Annotated in this window: 19 protein-coding genes; 13 read left to right on the forward strand and 6 right to left on the reverse strand. The window is 35.9% G+C overall.

Going from position 1 to position 20,685, the window contains the following annotated elements:
• Positions 1 to 12 precede the first annotated feature (12 nt).
• Genes ACPF9A_RS08190 through ACPF9A_RS08200 form a run of 3 tightly spaced genes read right to left on the reverse strand, consistent with a single transcriptional unit; the run spans position 13 to position 3,005 of the window.
• Positions 13 to 747, reverse strand: a complete 735-nt coding sequence (locus ACPF9A_RS08190) for a metallophosphoesterase family protein (protein WP_424003387.1) — start codon at positions 745 to 747, stop codon at positions 13 to 15.
• Positions 744 to 1,826: a DNA helicase PriA gene (locus ACPF9A_RS08195; protein WP_424003389.1), complete on the reverse strand. Its 1,083-nt coding sequence runs from the start codon at positions 1,824 to 1,826 to the stop codon at positions 744 to 746. The genes ACPF9A_RS08190 and ACPF9A_RS08195 overlap by 4 nt, the downstream gene beginning before the upstream one ends.
• Positions 1,827 to 1,871: 45 nt before the next feature.
• On the reverse strand, positions 1,872 to 3,005 hold the full coding sequence (locus tag ACPF9A_RS08200) for an SPFH domain-containing protein (RefSeq protein WP_424003391.1): 1,134 nt from the start codon (positions 3,003 to 3,005) through the stop codon (positions 1,872 to 1,874).
• A 185-nt stretch (positions 3,006 to 3,190) separates the two neighbouring features.
• Between ACPF9A_RS08200 and ACPF9A_RS08205 the strand changes: the two genes are divergently transcribed.
• Genes ACPF9A_RS08205 through ACPF9A_RS08215 form a run of 3 tightly spaced genes read left to right on the forward strand, consistent with a single transcriptional unit; the run spans position 3,191 to position 6,446 of the window.
• On the forward strand, positions 3,191 to 4,135 hold the full coding sequence (locus ACPF9A_RS08205) for a carbohydrate kinase family protein (protein ID WP_424003393.1): 945 nt from the start codon (positions 3,191 to 3,193) through the stop codon (positions 4,133 to 4,135).
• Between the two features lies 1 nt (position 4,136).
• Complete coding sequence (locus tag ACPF9A_RS08210; RefSeq protein ID WP_424003395.1) at positions 4,137 to 6,077, forward strand: amylosucrase; 1,941 nt, start codon at positions 4,137 to 4,139, stop codon at positions 6,075 to 6,077.
• 24 nt (positions 6,078 to 6,101) lie between these two features.
• Positions 6,102 to 6,446: a hypothetical protein gene (locus tag ACPF9A_RS08215; protein WP_424003397.1), complete on the forward strand. Its 345-nt coding sequence runs from the start codon at positions 6,102 to 6,104 to the stop codon at positions 6,444 to 6,446.
• Positions 6,447 to 6,460: 14 nt separating this feature from the next.
• Here ACPF9A_RS08215 and ACPF9A_RS08220 read toward each other — a convergent pair whose 3' ends face one another.
• The 3 genes from ACPF9A_RS08220 to ACPF9A_RS08230 form a co-directional block, all read right to left on the reverse strand.
• Positions 6,461 to 7,597 carry an ATP-binding protein gene (locus ACPF9A_RS08220; RefSeq protein WP_424003399.1) on the reverse strand — a complete coding sequence of 379 codons (1,137 nt, stop codon included), beginning with the start codon at positions 7,595 to 7,597 and terminating at the stop codon, positions 6,461 to 6,463.
• Between the two features lie 175 nt (positions 7,598 to 7,772).
• Positions 7,773 to 8,525 carry an SDR family NAD(P)-dependent oxidoreductase gene (locus ACPF9A_RS08225; protein ID WP_424003401.1) on the reverse strand — a complete coding sequence of 251 codons (753 nt, stop codon included), beginning with the start codon at positions 8,523 to 8,525 and terminating at the stop codon, positions 7,773 to 7,775.
• A gap of 12 nt (positions 8,526 to 8,537) precedes the next feature.
• Positions 8,538 to 9,401: an aldo/keto reductase gene (locus ACPF9A_RS08230; RefSeq protein ID WP_424003403.1), complete on the reverse strand. Its 864-nt coding sequence runs from the start codon at positions 9,399 to 9,401 to the stop codon at positions 8,538 to 8,540.
• Between the two features lie 171 nt (positions 9,402 to 9,572).
• Here ACPF9A_RS08230 and ACPF9A_RS08235 point away from each other — a divergent pair, with 171 nt between their 5' ends.
• The 10 genes from ACPF9A_RS08235 to ACPF9A_RS08280 all read left to right on the forward strand — a co-directional run bounded on the left by ACPF9A_RS08235 (position 9,573) and on the right by ACPF9A_RS08280 (position 20,651).
• On the forward strand, positions 9,573 to 10,574 hold the full coding sequence (locus ACPF9A_RS08235; protein ID WP_424003405.1) for an AAA family ATPase: 1,002 nt from the start codon (positions 9,573 to 9,575) through the stop codon (positions 10,572 to 10,574).
• 86 nt (positions 10,575 to 10,660) lie between these two features.
• A complete protein-coding gene (locus ACPF9A_RS08240) occupies positions 10,661 to 11,527 on the forward strand; it encodes a DUF58 domain-containing protein (protein ID WP_424003407.1) in 867 nt (288 codons plus the stop codon).
• 5 nt (positions 11,528 to 11,532) lie between these two features.
• Positions 11,533 to 13,194 (forward strand): hypothetical protein, encoded by a 1,662-nt coding sequence (locus ACPF9A_RS08245; RefSeq protein WP_424004441.1) that lies wholly within the window; start codon positions 11,533 to 11,535, stop codon positions 13,192 to 13,194.
• Positions 13,195 to 14,193: a vWA domain-containing protein gene (locus tag ACPF9A_RS08250; RefSeq protein WP_424003409.1), complete on the forward strand. Its 999-nt coding sequence runs from the start codon at positions 13,195 to 13,197 to the stop codon at positions 14,191 to 14,193. It abuts the gene before it with no gap.
• A gap of 1 nt (position 14,194) precedes the next feature.
• The gene (locus ACPF9A_RS08255; protein WP_424003411.1) at positions 14,195 to 15,241 is read left to right on the forward strand and encodes a VWA domain-containing protein; all 1,047 of its coding nucleotides are present in this window, start codon (positions 14,195 to 14,197) and stop codon (positions 15,239 to 15,241) included.
• Positions 15,234 to 16,088, forward strand: coding sequence for a tetratricopeptide repeat protein (locus tag ACPF9A_RS08260; RefSeq protein WP_424003413.1), 855 nt, complete (start codon positions 15,234 to 15,236; stop codon positions 16,086 to 16,088). Before ACPF9A_RS08255 ends, ACPF9A_RS08260 begins: the two co-directional genes overlap by 8 nt.
• Positions 16,089 to 16,147: 59 nt before the next feature.
• Entirely contained in the window at positions 16,148 to 17,872 is a 1,725-nt protein-coding gene (locus ACPF9A_RS08265; RefSeq protein ID WP_424004443.1) for a BatD family protein, read from the forward strand.
• A gap of 2 nt (positions 17,873 to 17,874) precedes the next feature.
• Positions 17,875 to 18,636 (forward strand): tetratricopeptide repeat protein, encoded by a 762-nt coding sequence (locus ACPF9A_RS08270; RefSeq protein WP_424003415.1) that lies wholly within the window; start codon positions 17,875 to 17,877, stop codon positions 18,634 to 18,636.
• A gap of 58 nt (positions 18,637 to 18,694) precedes the next feature.
• On the forward strand, positions 18,695 to 18,988 hold the full coding sequence (locus ACPF9A_RS08275) for a hypothetical protein (RefSeq protein ID WP_424003417.1): 294 nt from the start codon (positions 18,695 to 18,697) through the stop codon (positions 18,986 to 18,988).
• Positions 18,989 to 19,058: 70 nt separating this feature from the next.
• Positions 19,059 to 20,651, forward strand: coding sequence for a SulP family inorganic anion transporter (locus tag ACPF9A_RS08280; protein WP_424003419.1), 1,593 nt, complete (start codon positions 19,059 to 19,061; stop codon positions 20,649 to 20,651).
• The last annotated feature ends 34 nt before the right edge of the window (positions 20,652 to 20,685 follow it).

A 20,685-nucleotide genomic window follows, 5' to 3' on the forward strand; every position in this document is an offset into this window, starting at 1 on the left:
TTAATGGTTTTCTTAGTTTCTGCCCTTTTCATTAGGATAAAAGGTGTAAACGGGATCACTTTGCCAGTATTCTTTTGAATCTGCATCGAAGACAGTTAACGGTCCCTTAAAGGCTGCACCTGTATCAATATTCCAAACATTGGCTGCTTTCTGCGGTGTCGTTTTTCCAATACGAGTAACGGGGGTGTGCCCTATATAAATTTCAGAATAGTTTGTTAATCGCTTCGGATAGTGAATATGATCTTTATCTAAATCTGTATTTAATGAAAGTGCCAATTCCCAGAGTGTACGATCCCAATAGAACGTTTTTTTAAAATACTCATGTTCTATACCTTTTAAATTGGTAAAACCCGCGTGTAAGAACAATCTCCTTTCTGAATCTAAATAGTAATTATCTAAGCTTTCATAAAATTTCAAGTGTGTATTCTTGGTTTCTTTTGTAGCCTTACCATATGAATTTGAAGTCGCCTCGCCACCATGCATAAACCATGTTGGGTTGTCTGCTTGGCCTGTTAACCACTCGTAGCAAAGCTCGTCATGGTTGCCCCTTAAGTATATACAATTATAAGTCTCTTTTAATTGCAAAAGATAATTTACCGTTTCAACAGCCTCTGACCAGCCATCGATATAATCTCCTAAGAAAATTATAGTATCATTTTCTGTTATAGCGGCTTTCTCAAGTACTTGTTTTAAGGCTTGTAACCCTGAATGAATATCACCTACTACCAGTGTTCTTTTTAAACTCATTTAGCAAAAATCGCAATTATGGCTATTATGACAAGGATAAAAATCACTAAAAAGAAAATTTTCCAAAACGAATATGGCCTATTTCCACTTAGCACCCCTGTTTGCCCATTTATATAAAAATTAAACTCCTTACCATCATACCTATATGAACTAAGATATATAGGAAGCAAAATATGCTTGAACCTCTCATCGTTCAATTTAATATCGGCATTTGCTACTCTTTGGGTATCACCGCCAATATCTCGTTTTATCCAATTATAGGCGATATTCTTTGCTTCTTGAAAGGATTGGTGATGCCCTTCTTTTAGCGATACCGTATATTTCTCTGTCACAAAACCAGATAAATATTTTGAGTTAAATACCACCAAATCTTTAAGATTCCAGAAGGCAACTTTAGCCGGAATTTCTTTTCGTTTCTTTTCTGATGCACTTATGAGTATATCATCAACAAAACCATCTACTTTACCAGCAGCATAGGTCCACCTTGTTTTTCTTACCTGCCTAGTTCTTTTTCCTTTATTACTATTATAGGTTTGGGTTTCATAGTAATAATCCCCTCTTTGCCCTTGGTAAGATGCAAAAAGGTTGGCATCGAACGTCCAGTACGGTATATACAACCCATGCAAACCTTCTGGGTCTAATGCTGCCTTTTTTAAATTATCTGGCGCAAACCAAATTTTGCCTACCCAGGCTTTAAAAATAGAATGTGCCTTTTTCGAATCTAACTGAAAAGGCACCAGGGCACCAGGTAAGATCCACCCTTCTTTTTCAATATCCTCCCTAATTAAAGGCTCGCTACAATACACACAATTAAGCGATTTGTAATTCTCCTCTACATGCTGGTTGGCTCCACAATTCTTACAATGCAGTAATTCTATAGTTTCTGTATAGGCATTTTCACCGACGATTTTGAGGTAATGCTCTAATTCTAGCTCTTCGAAGCTACTTTTAGATTGCTCAATAAATTCTTCATAACCACAATACTCGCATGTAAGTTGATGCGAGCCTGGCTTAAATTTTAACTCGGCACCACAATTAGCGCATGCTTTTTTATATTCCGATTGTTGAATATCGTCCATAGAAAGTATCCCTTCTCTAAGAAAGGTCAGTTTATTTACTTAAAATTATGCAGTTGGTAAAGGTGGTGGTGTATTACCGCCTAAGAAAGATTTTAATTCTTCAATTTCTTTAAGTACCGTCCAATTTGCCATTCCTTGTTTCCAGATTAAAGAATCTCTATTAATAGTTCTGCTTGCAAACAATTCCTTAAGTTTTTCTAATGAAACCGGACCCAATTGCTGACCACTTACCGCATAAAAGTAAGAAACCTGTGCAGGCATCGGTGGTGGTGCTTGTGGCTGTGCTGCTTGCCCACCAAATGGTTGCGCACCAGGTTGCCCCATTAAACCACCCATTTGTTGCGCTAGTACAAAGCCCATACCCATGCCCATACCTGCACCAGCTGTACCACCTTCATTTTTTGCAGCCAACTCCATGGCTTTAGCAGCTTTGAACTGTGCTAATTTGCCCATGTCCAATTTATCTAAACGACTATATTCGAAAATTTCTTTTTTAAGCTCTTCTGGCATCGATACATTTTCGATGTAGAACCGCTCTAACTCAATACCTACCCTATTAAACTCTGGCTGCATTACCACTTGGCAGGTTTCAGAAAGTTCGCTAGTATTTGCCGCGTATAATTCTATTGGTAAATTAGCTTCACCAACCGTATCTGTAAAACGGGTTACTATCAAACTTTTTAAATGTTCATTAATTTCATAATTAGTGAAATTACCATCGGTACCCACCACATCTACTATAAACTTACCTGGATCATTAATTCTAAAACTATAGGTACCAAAAGCGCGTATTTCTACCAAACCGAAGCGGTCATCGCTTAACATGAACGGATTCTTGGTTCCCCATTTCTCATCTGTAAACAACCGCGTATTAACAAAATACACCTCAGCCTTGAACGGACTATCAAACCCATATTTCCATCCTTTCAGAGTGGTTAAAATTGGTAAGTTTTGAGTATTTAACGTATACGTGCCCGGCTTAAAAACGTCTGCCAATTGGCCTTCATTGATAAAAACGGCTGTTTGCCCTTCGCGAACAATTAACTGCGCATTATTTTTTATTTCATTTTGGTAACGCTCAAAACGATGAACAATAGTATCATTTGTATTATCTAGCCATTCAACAATATCTATAAATTCGTGGCTCAACTTTTTCTTTATTTCATCAAATATGCTCATGGTCAGTATGTGTTTTAAAATGTGCAATTCAAGATATGCAATTCATCATCAGAGCCAAAACCCTCAGCATAATAATTCAATAAAATAATAGGTAAACAACCTTAATTTAATATTTCCTTAAGATTATTTAGGAAATGGTTGCTTTTTCTAATTAACTTGGGCTTCCTAATTTTTTTTTCAGAACTATGAAAAAGGTATTTTGTATTGGTGAATTGTTGATTGATTTCGTTGCCGAAAATCAAGGTAAAGATCTCTCGAAAGCTAAGGAATTTTCTAAAAAAGCCGGTGGCGCACCTGCAAATGTTGCCTGTGCTATTAGCAAGCTCGGCGGAGATAGTTTTTTCGTCGGCTGTGTTGGCGATGACCCTTTCGGAACATTCTTATTGCGAATTCTTGCCAATGAAAAGGTTGATATTTCGCTTGCACAAAAAAGTGAAACATTTACAACCCTTGCCTTTGTTTCTATCGATGCCGATGGTGAACGCGATTTTGTTTTTAGCCGTGGTGCAGATAAAGAACTTACTTACGATTCATCGCTAAAAACTAGTTTTGAAAATAATATTATACACTTCGGTGCAGCCACTGCACTTTTAGGTGGTTCTTTAGAAGAAACATATAGCAGATACTTGTTTGACGGACTCACAAAAAAAGCTTTCATCAGTTTTGATCCTAATTATAGGGTTGACCTTTGGAAGGATAAAGAGGATGTTTTTATACGTAAATGCCATGCCTTTATTGAAAAATCTAACCTGTGTAAATTTAGTTTAGAAGAGGCCAAGTTATTATCAGGTAAAGATAATTTAGAAGATGCTTGCAAGGTTTTTCACGAAATGGGAACAGAAATAATAGTGATTACCCTTGGTAGCGAAGGTACCCTATTAAGCACCTCAAATTTTAGTAAAACCATACCTAGTATAAAAGTAACGCCTAAAGATACTACTGGTGCAGGTGATGCTTTTATTGGTTGTCTTTTACAACAAATTGCCCAACACTCTAAAATAGAAAATGTACTGACAGACGAAAATCTTCTGACCAAAATGGTAGCGAGAGCCAATAAAGCAGGTGCAATTACCACCGAAAATTTTGGTGCCATCGAATCGCTACCTACGTTACAACAATTAGATTCTTAAAATGAACCAAGCTGAATTACTACGTTTATTGGCTGTAAGAAGTCAAAATAAAAAAGGCGCTCAACCTTTAACGTCTTTATTTGAACAACGATTAGCAACAAATCTTTCGCTGATTAAAACTCAGTTTTTTTCTTTGTACCAAGAAGACGAACATAAAAAATTCTTTTATACCCTTTTAGATACCCTTGAAACGCTTTTTAAAGAGCGACCGACAGAACTACAAAAGCAAGATATCGTTCGTTTAAACTCTGGCAATTGGTACCAAAGTGAACAAATGGTGGGTATGCAGTTGTATGTTGATCGCTTTAACCAAGATATTAACGGACTTAAAGAAAAACTGCCTTATTTTGAAGATTTAGGTATTAACTTTCTTCACCTAATGCCGATTACTACAAGACCAGCTGGTGAAAATGACGGCGGTTATGCTGTAAATAGCTACCACGAAATAGATAGTACCTACGGTACAAAAAATGATTTTAAAGCTTTTACCAAAAAGGCACGAGAGAACAACATGTTCTTAATGCTTGATTTTGTGGTTAACCATACTTCAGATGAGTTTGAGTGGGCAATGAAAGCAAAAGAAGGAAGCTTGCACTATCAAAATTATTATTACACCTATTCTGACCGTCATATACCTGACGAGTTCGAAAAGACGCTTCCTGAAATATTTCCGCAGTCGGCACCAGGCAACTTTACTTATAATACAGAGATGGAAAAGTGGGTTATGACCTGCTTTAATACCTATCAATGGGACCTAAATTATAGAAATCCCGAAGTATTCATTGAAATGCTCGGTAATTTAATGTCTCTAGCAAACCTAGGTGTAGATGTTATACGTTTTGATGCACTTGCCTTTCTTTGGAAAAAACTCGGTACGTTATCACAGAATTTACCCGAAGCTCATACGTTAATTTCTCTTTTTAGAATGTGCTTGCAGGTAATCGCACCAGGTGTTATTCTTTTGGCGGAAGCTATTGTAGCTCCTAGAAATATTATAAAATATTTTGGAGAAGATACAACAGAAGGTAACGAATGCGAAGTTGCTTATAATGCCTCTTTAATGGCTTTATTATGGAATTCGATTGCTACTAAAAAAGCCGATTTAATGGTCAAAAGTGTTACCGAAATACCGAGTAAACCTAATGACGCTACCTGGATCAATTACATTCGTTGCCACGATGATATCGGTCTTGGCTATGACGATGATTTTGTACGTGCCATGGGTTTTGACCCAACAGCTCACAAACAGTTTATACTAAATTATTATTGTGGTAAGTTACAATGGTCACCTGCAAAAGGGTTGATGTTCATGTATAACCCTAAAAATGGTGATGGTAGAATTACCGGAAGCGCCGCATCGTTATTAGGCCTAGAAACCGCCTTAGCTCAAAACAACAAACATATTGTCGATTATGCCATCACTAAAATCTTAATGATGCATGGCATTATTTTGACGTTTGGTGGTATACCGATGATCTATGCCGGTGATGAAATTGGCACCTTAAACGATTATTCTTACGAGCAGAATGTAGATCACGTAAATGATAATCGCTGGGTAAATAGACCTATGCAAAACTGGGATGTTGTTTCTAAATTGCAAGCTGAAAAAGATAGTCCTGCAAGCATCATCTTCAACGGATTAAAAAATATGATTCGCTTACGTAAAGAGCACAGCGTATTTTCAGATACCAATGATATAAAAATTCATGGCTGCCCTAATCAGCATGTATTTGTGTATCAAAGAACTCATGAAGATCAGAGTGTTTGGGTGCTATCTAATTTTAATGAAGTTACCGAAACTTTAAATATTGGCTGGTTACTTTCTATCGGTATTCATGCCGGTACAAATTCTATTGACTTACTAACAGGTAACACTTTTGAACTCATACATAACGAGTTACCATTAAAGCCATACCAGCAAATTTGGATTAAGAATATTTAATTATTTCTTAGATTAAACCAATAGATGAATCAAATATTAGACATTAGAATTAAGCCTAAAGTAACAATTGTTTTTAACGAAGAAAAGTTTGAAATAATTGATGCCGAGGATGTAAATAACAATGGGATTTTTTTGATTGATAACCTCAAAAATGTTGAGATAATTGAAAGAAAAACTAACTGGTTCATTACAATTTTAAGTTTTACCGTAGATCTTTTTACGGGTAGTGGATCTGGTAGTAATTACAAAGACAAAGCTTATTTAAACATTGACTTCGAAAATCGGAGTGTCAAAATATGGCTTTCTAATGAAGACATTGATAAAGCCAATAAAGCTAAAGATGTATTAATGGGAGCCATTTTGAAATGAGTTAAACTTGAATATTAACTATACTTCACCTTTCTAAGTACTCGAAGTGCCTCTTTCAACGAATCATTTATTGCCGGGTATTTAGGTTTAAGTACTTGCCTTGCATTTTCCATTAATTCTTTAGCCTCTTCGAAGCCGTTGAGGTAGCATATTAAATATGAATCTGCCAAGTATCGTAAACTTTTAACCTCATGTATAGTCAGTGCTAAACTTTTACCTGCTTTGATTACTAAAGCATTATTACCTTCATATATCTTTTGTAGCTCTAGTTTATCATGTACAGGAGGATCAAAAAGTAAATCACTGGTTATTTGATAAGTGCCATTCTCACTAAAATTTATAACCACTTTTTCTAACGGATAATACTTTTGCTTCGCAGCCAGACCTAGCTGAACATATTCGATTGTAGTAAAAGAATCATCATCATAAGCAATGGTAACCTCATCTAAGTTGGAGTAAAATAATTTTACCTGTTCATTTATTAATTCAATATCCACACGGTAATAATAGGTTTCTCCATTGACGACCTTTTTATTGCCAGCCCAACAGACCACAAACTGTTCTTTAAAAACCTTATAATCGCTTTCTAAATCTTTATGTCGGTGATTTATAAAATCGATAACACCGTCAAGAGTGAGCTCTATGTTGTTCTTAGCGTGCTGTTCAATAGTGGCTACAGCTTCAGAATTAACATCTTTCAATTCAATATCAAAAACCTTGGGAAGGCTTATACTACCTTCTCTAAAAAACACCGAACCGCCATAATACTTCCAGATATTTTTTCTGAGCGAACAAATTTTTCCGATGGACTTAATGGTTACTAAACCCACCACTTTACCGTTCGGCAAATGCGGAAAAGGAATATTCTCGTACGAAATTAAAGGCGGGTTATCTAAATAGGCATTCACCAAATTTTGAATCTTACTATCATCAAAAAAATCTACCCCTACTATTTTATTATCCTCATCTTCAACGCCGACAACGATAAATGAATTATTCTTGGGGTTGCTATTTGCCAACGCACATACATGCTTTAAAAATTTCCCCTTACCCTCTTTTTCTCCTATTGAAATAAATCGCTTTTTATCGTAAAAACTATTCTCGTCGTTATGAGCGAGCAAGTTTTTTACCAAAAGGCGTTTATTGATCATTTTCAAGGGTTTTTATTTTGGCTTTTGGCTTTTGGCTTTTGGCTTTTGGCTTTTGGCTTTTGGCTTTTGGCTTTTGGCTTTTGGCTTTTGGCTTTTGGCTTTTGGCTTTTGGCTTTTGGCTTTTGGCTTTTGGCTTTTGGCTTTAAAGATTTTATTCTAAAATCTTTTCATTGTGTCAATTTTTATCCACAATGGTTGAAGAAGCTTGTGCTGTTGGCATTACTACCAAATCGGCAATATTTACATGATACGGTCTAGTAATTACAAAATAAATGATATCTGCGATATCTTCTGGTTTTAAGGGTTGAAATCCTTTATATACATTCTCGGCTCTATCTTCATCGCCCTTAAAGCGAACATTACTGAACTCGGTTTCTACCAACCCTGGGTTTACCGCACCAACACGAACACCTGTGCCGTTTAGATCTATTCGCATTCCTTGGTTTATAGCATCGACAGCATGCTTACTTGCGCAATATACATTGCCTTTTGGGTATACTTCTTTACCGGCTGTAGAACCAATATTGATAATATGACCAGATTTTCGAGCCACCATTTGAGGGATTATCGCTTTTGAAACATACAACAACCCTTTTACATTAATATCTAACATGGCATCCCAATCATCTGTATTTCCATCTTGTATGGTATCCATACCATGGGCGTTACCTGCATTATTAATCAAAATGTCTATTTGAGAAAATTCTTTTGGTAACGAATCAACTGCCTCTTGAACCGATTCTTTATTTCTGATGTCAAAATTTAAAGTGTATACCTGAACTTCTTTACCTAATTCTTCTTTTAGCGCATCTAGCCGATCTTGACGTCGACCGCACAACACCAAATTAATTCCGTTTAGGGCAAAATGAATCGCCGTTGATTTTCCAATCCCGCTTGTAGCTCCTGTAATAAATGCTGTTTTTGTCATTTTATATTTTAATTATGCAACTTGATGTCCTTCATTCGCTTCTAGTAATAAAAACCAATCTTGTACCTCCATCTCAATAGAAACCGCATCCATCGCCATTTTTAAACGCTTAGGTGTTGCCGTACCAACAACTGGGTAAACATAAGACGGGTGTTTTAAAATCCATGCCAATAAAAGCTGATCTTCTGTAGCATTGTATTTTTTCGTCAATACCGCTAATACCTTTTTTATTCTAGCATTGGCTTTAGATTCTTCTCTAAAATAGCTGCCAAGCGGACTCCAGCTCATTACCATTCTATCATAAGCTAAAGAATCATCAAGGGTGCCGTCATTCATTACGCCGTTTGAAGATAAGGAATACTCGACTTGATTTGCCTCTACCTGAATTTCCTTTTCTATAAGTTCAATTTGAGATGGTGTAAAATTTGAGACTCCGAACTGCCTTATTTTTCCATCATTCTTCAATTTTTCTATAGCTTCGGCAATTTCTGAAGGATTCATCAACGGGCTTGGTCTATGTAGCAAAAGCATATCTAAATGATCAGTCTGTAACATTTTTAAAGACCGTTCTACAGATGCTATTATATATTCTTTATCATAATCGTAATGCTTAACCCTATTCGACCTCTCTTTTACATCGAACTGAATACCGCACTTACTAATTAATTGAATATCTTCTCTTTTGATGGCACTTTCTTTAAAGGCTTTACCAAAATCTTCTTCATTGGTATAATCACCATAAATATCTGCATGATCAAAAGTGGTTATATTATTTTCTATGCAATGATTCATTAGTGAAATCATTTCGACGGTAGAATGTTGTTTTCCCCATTTACCCCAGGTCATAGTGCCTGCAATTATTCTAGAATATTTCAATGTATTGTTATTTGTTTAATGAAATTAAAAAGAAATCCCTTAAAACCTTCATAAAAATCAGGGGTTTTCCAATTTTTTAACCTATCATTAACAGCGACTGACTGAATAAATTTTCAATTTGCATGACTGTTAAAATTAGAAGTCTTAACAATCAATAATATAAAGTTTTAAATGGAAGAAAATACTTCAATTGATATTAGTGCCGTTAATGAGAAAATAGCTCGAGAAAGTGCTTTTATCGATTTACTAATGCTTGAGATGAATAAAGTGATCGTTGGCCAAAAATATATGGTCGAACGATTATTAATCGGACTTTTAGGACAAGGTCATATTTTGCTCGAAGGGGTGCCAGGTCTAGCAAAAACCCTAGCCATTAATACGCTTTCAAAAGCAGTAAAAGGTAGCTTTAGTAGAATACAATTTACCCCAGATTTGCTGCCTGCAGATGTTGTTGGTACAATGATCTACAATATGAAACTAAATGATTTTTCTATTAAGAAAGGTCCGATTTTCGCAAACTTCGTGCTTGCAGATGAGATTAACCGTGCACCTGCAAAAGTACAATCTGCTTTATTAGAAGCGATGCAAGAGAAGCAAGTAACCATTGGTGACGAAACTTTTATTCTTGATAAGCCTTTCTTAGTTATGGCAACCCAAAACCCAGTTGAGCAAGAAGGTACATATCCTTTACCTGAAGCGCAGATTGACCGTTTTATGTTGAAAACCGTTATTGATTACCCGAAAATAAACGAAGAGCAATTAATTATGCGTCAGAATTTAGCGGGTAACTATGAGACCGTAAATGCAGTGGTATCCATAGAACAAATACTAAGTGCTCAAAAGGCGGTTCGTGAAGTATATATGGATGAAAAGATCGAGAAATATATACTTGATATTGTTTTCGCTACTAGATATCCTGAAAAATATAATTTAGAAAGTTTAAAACCTTTAATCAGTTTTGGTGCATCGCCAAGGGGAAGTATCAACTTAGGTATTGCCGCAAAATGTTATGCCTTTATTAAAAGAAGAGGTTATGTTGTTCCTGAAGATGTACGAGCTATTGTACACGATGTATTAAGACATAGAATAGGAATAACCTACGAAGCAGAAGCTGAAAATATTACCTCTGTTGATATCATCAACAAAATTGTAAACGAGATAGAAGTACCTTAATCTAGTTTTGGTATTCGGCATTTTCAATTTTACATGCTGAATATTATATACTGCTAAAAGGAAACTGTAAACTGTTTGCTAAAAAAATGGATACCAAAGAGCTACTCAAAAAAGTACGGAAAATTGAAATAAAGACGAGACGTCTTTCTGACCATATGTTTGGTGGGGAATACCACTCTACCTTTAAAGGTCGTGGTATGACTTTTAGTGAAGTACGACAGTATCAATTTGGTGATGATGTAAGAAATATTGATTGGAACGTTACCGCTCGTTATAACGAGCCTTATATAAAGGTTTTTGAAGAAGAGCGAGAATTGACCATGATGCTAATGGTAGATATTAGTGGCTCTGAACTTTTCGGCACCACAAATCAATTCAAAAATGAAATTGTAACTGAAATATCGGCAACCTTAGCTTTTAGCGCACTACAAAATAATGATAAGGTCGGTGTTATTTTGTTCTCTGATCAAATAGAACTTTTTATTCCTCCTAAAAAAGGAAAGACCCACGTTTTACGCATTATTAGAGAATTGATAGAGTTTAAGCCAAAAAGTAACAAGACAGATATTGCACAGGCATTAAAGTTCTTGAGCAGTATCATGAAAAAGAAAGCTATTGTTTTTGTTCTTTCTGATTTTATTGATGAAGGCTATGAAAAGACTTTAAAGATTACAGGTAACAAGCACGATGTAACAGGTATTCGTATTTATGATGAACGCGAAGAAACCATTCCAAATTTGGGCATGGTGCAAATTGAAGACGCAGAGACTGGTAAATTACAATTGATAAATACAAAATCTAAAAAAGTACGTAACGCTTATGCTGCGTACAATTTAGAACGTGTTGCCTACTTTAAAGAATCGTTTACAAAAGCGGGTTGCGGAGTTTTAGATTGTAGGGTCGACGAAAGTTATGTAAAAAAATTATTGGGCTATTTTAAACGAAGAGGTTGATACGAATGATTTATAAAAATAGAATTAATAACAGCGGTGTTTCGTTCATAAAACGAATTTCACCTTTATTGGTATTTCTACTGTTTTTCTTTGAACTATCTGCGCAAGAACGCCCAAGTATAACCACAAAGGTAGACACCACATTTATTAAAATTGGAGAGCAAGTAAAATGGACGGTTACGGTTGATGTTGACTCCACCGATGTTGTTATCTTTCCTGAGGGGCAGACATTTTCTCCCTTAGAAACCGTTGAGGCCTTTGCTACCGATACTACTAGAAAAAAGGACCGACTTACACTCCAAAAAATATATGCGCTTACCCAATTCGATTCTGGCGCGTACAAACTACCATCGCAACGTATCGATATTAACGGTAATGGTTTTATGACCGATTCTACCTTGATCAATGTAGCTACTATACCTGTAGACACTTTGAATCAGAAAATGTATGATATTAAACCGCTTATTAACGTAGATAAAAGCAATTTTGACCTTTGGAAGTATGTATTGATCGGTCTTTTGATCCTTTTAATTATAGGTGCCCTTTTATATTGGTTCGTGTTCCGTAAAAAACCACTTAGCGAAGAAGAAAAAGTAGCTCTTTTACCGCCTTACGATAGAGCTTTATTAGAACTTAAACGTTTAGAAAATTCAAAATATTTAATTCAAGACGAGTACAAACAATACTATTCTGAACTAACTACCATCGTACGTTCTTATTTAGAAGAAGATGCACATGTTTCTGCATTAGAAAGTACCACCGGTCAGTTAATTGAAAAATTAGAACTTTTAAAAGATGCCGGCGAATTACAATTAGATGATGACACCATTAAACAATTTTCGCAAATATTACAGACGGCAGATTTAGTAAAGTTCGCAAAAAATAAACCTTCTAGTTCTGTTGCCGAACAAGATAGAAAGTTGGTAGAACAAATCGTTGTAAAAACACATGATGCTTTACCAGAACCTACCGAAGAAGAGTTATTTCAACAAGCCGAATATCAAGAAGAATTAGAACGTAAGGCAAAAAAGAGGAAAATAAAAATTGCTGTTTTATCTACTATTGCATTACTATTGGTAGGCATTACTATTGCGGGAGTGAAATTTGGCTTTGGCTACTTAAAAGATACTGTTATTGGGCACCCAACCAAAGAACTTTTAGAGGGTGAATGGGTGCGGAGTAGTTATGGTTTTCCTCCTATTCAATTAGAGACTCCGCAAGTTTTGGTGCGTCAAGAAATTAAATTACCGCCAGAGGCCAAAGCTGCTATTGCAGACATTCAAGCTTTTCAATATTCTAGCCCAATCGGTCTTTTCAATGCAGCAACAACGTCTATTACATTGGCACAACAAGATGCTGAACCAGATTTTGATAAAACCATTGAACAGATTTTATCAAATTTTGAAAGTCAAGGCGCAAAAAATATTATTACCAAACAAGAAGAATTCAGTACCATTAGCGGTGTTAAAGGGGTTAAAGTTTTTGGAAGCGGTGAATTTTTAGCTCCTGGATCAAAAGAATTAATGGCAGGGGAATATACTGTACTCCTTTTTGGTGGTAAAGGTTTTCAACAATACGTAATTCTTACCTGGTTAAAAGACGACACGTACGCACAAGAAATAGTAGACCGAATTTTAGCATCGGTAGAAGTAAAAACAGAAGCATAAATGTTCGATAATATATCATTTGCAAATCCTGATTTCTTTTGGCTGTTCTTACTACTGCCATTAGCTATCGTGTGGTATATCTTTAAGCAAAAAGAGCAAACTGCATCGTTACGTATATCGAGTGTAAAGGGGTTTAGCTATAATAGTATTTTACCCAAATTAAAACCTGGTTTATTTGTTTTACGATTACTGGCCTTAGGTGCAATAATTGTTGCATTGGCAAGACCACAAACAGAAGATATATCTACACGTACCAAAACTACAAAGGGTATTGATATTGTTATGGCAATTGATGTTTCTTCGAGTATGTTGGCAAGAGACTTAAAGCCTAATAGATTATCGGCGCTTAAAGATGTGGCGGCAGATTTTATTAAAAAAAGACCCAATGACCGTATAGGTTTAGTAGTGTATGCCGGTGAAGGTTACACTAAAACACCTGTTACTACCGACAAAGCTATTGTATTGAATGCGCTTTCTGAAATTACTTATGGTCAATTAGAAGATGGTACAGCAATAGGTATGGGGTTGGCAACTTCTGTAAACCGCTTAAAAGAAAGTACTGCCAAAAGTAAGATTATCATATTATTGACCGATGGGGTCAACAACTCTGGTTTTATTGAACCACAAACGGCAGCCGACCTTGCCATTGAATATGCAATAAAAACATACACCATAGGTTTGGGTACTAACGGTAATGCCCTATCCCCAATCGCTTATAACGCAGACGGTTCTTTTAGATACGGAATGCGACAAGTAGAAATTGATGAGAATCTACTAAAGGATATTGCCAGCGCTACAGGAGGAAAATATTTTAGAGCTACAGATAATGAGTCTTTAGAAGAAATTTACGACGAGATAAATAAACTTGAAAAAACAGAAATAGAGGAATTTAAATATTACCGCTACGAAGAAAAATTTAGATTTTGGGTTTTATTGGCAGGAGGTTTGCTTTTGTTAGAATTGATTTTAAGAAACACGCTTTTTAGAAGCTTTGTATAATATGGTACAGTACGACGAAAAAATATATTTTTATTTACTTATTATCATCCCGGTGATAGTGGTCTTGTTCCTATTATTATTGGTATGGAAAAAGAGAACGCAGAAGAAATTTGCAGACTCAGAGTTATTAAAAAGACTAACACCAAACCGTTCTTATAATAAAGGTACCATAAAATTGGTCGTGTTTATTCTTGCCCTTGCATTATTAATTATTGGATTAGTAAATCCTAAAATCGGAACCAAACTAGAGACTGTAAAACGCGAAGGTGTAGATATCGTATTTGCCGTTGATGTTAGTAAAAGTATGCTCGCAGAAGACATTGCACCCAATAGAATAGAAAAAGCGAAAAGATTGGTTTCTGAGATCATAAACCAATTGGCAAGCGATCGAATTGGTATTATTGCTTATGCAGGCCAGGCTTACCCACAACTACCGATTACAACAGATTATGGCGCTGCAAAAATGTTCTTACAGGGCATGAATACCGATATGCTAACATCGCAAGGTACTGCCATAGACCAGGCCATCGAATTAGCGACTACCTATTATGATGATGCCGAACAAACCAACCGTGTACTGTTCATTATTTCTGACGGCGAAGACCACTCTGAAGGCTCTACTTTAGATGCGGTAGAAGATGCTGTAGATGAAGGCATAATTATTTACACTATTGGTGTTGGTAAAGAGAAAGGTGCACCGATTCCAATCAAACGCAACGGAATTTTAGAAAGCCTAAAAAAAGATAGTCAAGGCGAAACCGTAATTACAAAATTAAACGAGAGTGTTTTAGTAGATATTGCCAACGAAGGAAAAGGACAGTATATAGACGGCTCTAACACAGACGCAGCAGTAGAATTTATTAAAGGAGAATTGTTGAAAATGGATAAGAAAGAATTCGAGGCCAAACAATTCGCAGAATTTAAAGATCAGTTTCAATGGTTTATTGGCGGGGCATTGTTGCTTCTTTTTTTAGATATATTTATCTTGGACCGCAAGACTAACTGGTTAAAGAAACTCAATTTGTTCAATGAGAAAAGAAATGAATAAAATAAACACAGTTTTACTTTTGCTTTTCGTTTGCCTATCGTCTTTCGCTCAAGAAGTCGATGAGAAGGAAAAAGAAAAGGCATTAAGGTCGTCTACAAATTATACATGGGATGCTAACAAAGCTTTGTCTGATGACAATTTTATTGCTGCAGAAGTAGACTATAGAAAAGCTATTTCAAAAAGCGCAGATAATAGCGCCGCACCTTATAATTTAGGTAATGCCTATTATGAGAACGAGACCTATAATGAGGCGTTTGGTAGATTTAAAGAAGCAGGCGAAGCATCTACATCGAAAGCAGATAAACATAAAGCTTACCATAACATGGGTAATGTATTTATGAAACGAAAAGATTATGCAAAAGCGGTAGAAGCTTATAAAGAGGCCTTACGTAATGACCCTACAGATGAAGAAACCCGTTACAATTTAGCCTTGGCAAAAGAACTTTTGAAAAAAGATCAAGACGAGAACAAGCAAGATCAAGACGATAAGGATAAGGACAAAGATCAAGACGAGAACAAAGACGAAGACAAAAAGGACGAAGGAGAAAACGAGGAAAAGAAAGATCAAGGAGAAGACGGAGATAAGGGTGACGAGGGCGATAAAAACGAAGAGAAGAAAGACGATAATAAAGATGGTGAAGGGGATAAATCTGATCAAAAAAAGAAACCCGAACAAGGCGAGGGCGAAAACGAACAAGAGCAACAACAACCTAGACCAAACCAACTTTCTAAGCAGCAAGTCGATAATTTATTGAGAGCCATGCAGAATGCAGAAAAAAAGGTTCAAGATAAAATCGATGCAAAAAAAGTGCAAGGTGTAAAGGTTAAAAATGACAAAGATTGGTAGACTTTAAGTCCATAGCTAAACTTGGGTTACTGGTAACCGTTTTTCTATCATCAGTTTTGATGATGGGCCAGGGTAATAATGATGTAACTTTTGAAATGAAACTGAGCAAACCTAAGCTTGGTCTTAATGAAAGATTGCGCGTAGATTTTATTATGAACCGGGATGGGGATAATTTTAATCCGCCAGATTTCAACGGATTCAAAGTTGTCATGGGACCTTCTCAATCAATTAGCTCCTCTTGGATTAACGGAGTTAGAAGTTACTCGAAATCTTACTCATATACTTTAGCACCTTCAGCAAGAGGCAAATACACCATTAAGCAAGCATCTATTGTAATTGGTGGTGAAACCTATAAATCATTAGCACAAGATGTCGAAGTAACCGCAGCTGTCGATAAGCCGAGCGACCAAATGACCGCTGATGATGTTGCTGATGAAAACTTACATTTAGTTGCCGAGATTTCAAAAACTAACCCGTATTTGAATGAAGCCATTACCGTTATTTATAAGCTATATGTGAGTCCGAATATTAGCGTATCCAACTATCAGCCCTTAGATAACCCTACCTATAATAATTTCTGGAGTCAAGATATTAAAGTTAACGCCCTTAGTGCTCAAAATGGCACATATAAAGGCAAGCCTTATCGTTACGTCATCTTAAAACGTGTTGTTCTTTATCCGCAAAAATCTGGCGAATTAGACATTGAACCATTATCACTCGATGTTACTGTAGATGTACCTTCGGGCAGAAGAGATTTCTTTGGTCAGAGAATGTATGCCCAAACGAATAAAACAGTTTCTGCAGGTAGTAGAACTATAAATGTAAAACCATTACCGTTAGCAAACCAACCTGCTAATTTCAATGGTGCCGTTGGTGAATTTGATTTTGCGGTTTCTACAAGCAAAACAAGTTTAAATGCATCAGAATCTTTACAGGCAACAATAGAAGTAAGTGGTAAGGGAAATTTAAAACTATTTAAGCTTCCAGAATTGGAGTTGCCAAGTGCCTTAGAAGTATATGAGCCTGAATTTACAGAAGGTGTAAGAACTACGCTTGCAGGTATGCAAGGTAAAGTGAGCAATCAATATACTATAGTGCCATCGTTTAGAGGAAAATATCCTATTGCTCCGTTAAGTTTTAGTTATTTTAATCCTTCCACAGGAAAATATACTACGCTAACATCAGATGAAATTGTAATTAATGTTCTAGAAGGTCCGTTAAGTGCATCGTCTAATTCTGAGGCGTCTTCAAATAACAACAAACAATCTGTAGTCAGTAGCGGAAATGAATTTAATTTCTTAAAACTAGATTCTAATCTATCAGATAAATCTGTTTCATACTTTTTCGGCTCTACCTCATTTTACTTGTGGTTATTATGCCCTCTTCTACTTATTCCATTAGCAATTCTATTTAGAAAGAAAAGGGATGCTATTGCTGGTGACGTTGTGGGTAATAAAATTAGAAAAGCAAACAAATTGGCACGTAAGTATTTGTCTGCAGCGAGAAAGCAACTGGGTAATAAAGAAGCGTTTTATGTCGCCCTTGAGCGAGCACTACATAACTATTTAAAAGCGAAATTGAAGATAGAGACCTCTGAGTTCAGTAAAGACAAAATTACAGAGCTACTTTCTCAAAAACAGATAGATGACGAAACGGTAAATAGTTTTATATCTCTTCTTAAAAATTGCGAAGCAGCTCGCTACAGTCCGTTCTCTAACGTACAAATGCAAGCCGATTATGACAAGGCAAGCGAGGTAATTTCTATAATGGATAAACAACTATAAGTATGTTCAAAAAGCTAGCTACTCTTATTAGTCTTTTTACGGTTCTCTTATGTACCGCTCAGAACAACAAATTGTTTGAGCAGGCTACCGAAGCTTACAATGCAGGTAATTATGATCAGGCAGTTGATTATTATAACGACATTTTAAGTAGCGGCGAGCACTCGGCCGCTGTTTACTTTAACCTAGGCAACTCTTATTACAAGCTCAACAAAATAGCGGAGAGTATTTATTTTTATGAGAAAGCGCTATTACTCTCACCTAATGATCAAGAGACGAAGACCAACCTCAGCTATGCTCAAAATATGACCATAGACGCCATAGATACTATGCCAGAAACGAGCTTGTCTAAATTGTATAAAAATATAACCGGTAAATTAACCTTCGATCAATGGGCATATGTGGCTATAGGTTTTATGCTGTTATTTGTTCTTTTATATATTCTCTTTTATTACGCTGTATATTCCACTAGAAAAAGGTGGATGTTCATTGGTAGTTTACTTTCACTTTTCTTAAGTATAATTGCTGTTGTTTTTGCATTTATACAACGAAGCGATTTTGATGAATACCAACCTGCAATACTATTTGCTGAAGAAAGCAATGTTAAATCTGAACCTAATGACACAAGTGCAGCGGTATTTACTATTCACGCAGGTACCAAAGTAAATGTGTTGGACCAATTAGACGATTGGAAAAAAATTAAACTTGCAGATGGCAAGATAGGATGGCTACCAACTACAGATTTAAAACTGATAAAAGATTTTTAGAAAATAGTTAACAGTTTTTAACTATTTCAACACTATCTTTAAAATCGATGTTTATTATATGACAATTTTTGCTCGCATTACTTTATTACTATTATGGCTATTTGCAGTTACTGCGCCTAGCATAATAACCCTATGCGATATTGATAACCCAATTGTTATAACCAACCTTAACGAAGAAGAGCAAGAGTCGGGTAAAAAATCTATGGGTGAAGAAAAGTTTTTTAAAGAAAATTCTTTAGATTTTTCAACCATTGCAATTTTTGAAAGTTCGACTATCAGCAACTTTAATCAAATTGGTTACTTAGACCTTTCTCAAGAGGTTTTCTCTCCACCGCCCGATCAGACTAGTTAATTTTTATCATATTTTTTCAATTGACTAATCTGTCCTAAAAATAAGTTTAGGGCACAATTTTATTGTATACATGTTTAAATTTATCAAAAGCGATATTCCAGCTAGTATCGTAGTATTTTTCGTTGCGCTACCTTTATGTTTAGGTATTGCTTTAGCTAGTGGAGCTCCCTTATTTTCTGGAGTAATTGCCGGTATTATCGGTGGTGTCTTGGTTGGTGGGCTAAGTGGTTCTAAAATCGGAGTCAGTGGTCCTGCTGCAGGTTTAGCGGCAATTGTATTAACGGCAATCGGTGCCTTGGGCGGTTATGAGAATTTCTTAGTTGCCGTTGTTTTAGGTGGCGCTATTCAAATTATATTCGGAATCTTGAAAGCGGGAGTAATCGGTTATTATTTTCCATCTTCTGTAATTAAAGGTATGCTTACCGGTATTGGTATTATCATTATCCTTAAACAGATTCCTCACTTCTTTGGTTACGATCCTGATCCAGAAGGTGATTGGGCGTTTTTTCAAGTAGATGGCGAAAACACATTCTCTGAGATTCTGAATACTGTAAACAATATTAGCCCAGGGGCTACATTAGTTGCCATTATCGGTCTGTCAATACTTTTACTTTGGGATAAAGTTCTTTCTAAGAAAGGAAAAGTGTTTCAAATAATACAAGGTCCATTAGTAGCTGTTGCCATTGGTATCATATTTTATGTTCTTACACAAGATAGTGGGGTTTTGGCAATCTCTAAAGATCATTTGGTAAGTGTACCAGTACCAGACGATTTTTCATCTTTCGTAGGTCAGTTTAGCTTTCCTAATTTCAGTGCCATAACGAATCCTCAAGTTTGGATTACAGCCTTTACCATTGCATTAGTGGCCAGTTTAGAAACTTTACTTTGTGTTGAAGCAACCGATAAATTAGATCCTCATAAAAATGTGACTCCGACAAATAGAGAATTATTGGCACAAGGGGCAGGTAACATCGTTTCTGGTCTTATTGGTGGCTTACCTATTACCCAAGTAATCGTTCGTAGTTCAGCTAACATTCAATCTGGTGGTAGAACAAAGTTATCTGCAATAATTCACGGATTTCTATTATTGATTTCTGTAATTATGATTCCTACGTTATTAAATATGATTCCTTTATCGGTTTTAGCTGCTATCTTATTTATTGTAGGTTACAAATTGGCAAAACCAGCTTTGTTCATAAAAATGTATAAACTTGGATGGAAACAATCTATACCATTTTTTGTTACCGTTTTAGGTATTGTATTTACGGATCTATTGATAGGAATTAGCTTGGGGCTTGCCGTAGGTATCGTAGTTATTTTATTGAAAAGCTACCAAAATTCTCACTTTCTTCATATCGAAGATAATAGTAATGGTAAGCATAGAATTAAAATGACTTTGGCAGAAGAAGTTACTTTTTTCAACAAAGGTGCTATTCTAAAAGAGCTTGACAGTTTACCTCATGATACTTACTTGGAGCTAGATGTCTTAAAAACTAGGTATTTAGATTTTGACATTGTGGAGATTCTAGAAGATTTCAGCCTAAAAGCAAGAGAAAGAAATATTGACATTAAACTTATCTCTAAGCGAGGGATTGTAGAAAATCCGCCAAGTTATATTGAATTCTTTGAGCAACGACCTAAGTCGAAAGTAAGCTTAAGCTAACCGATTGAAGTTGTTTTCAATCAACTAAAAAAAT

It is taken from the genome of Maribacter sp. IgM3_T14_3 (assembly GCF_049603095.1).
In the GTDB taxonomy this organism is placed as follows: domain Bacteria; phylum Bacteroidota; class Bacteroidia; order Flavobacteriales; family Flavobacteriaceae; genus Maribacter.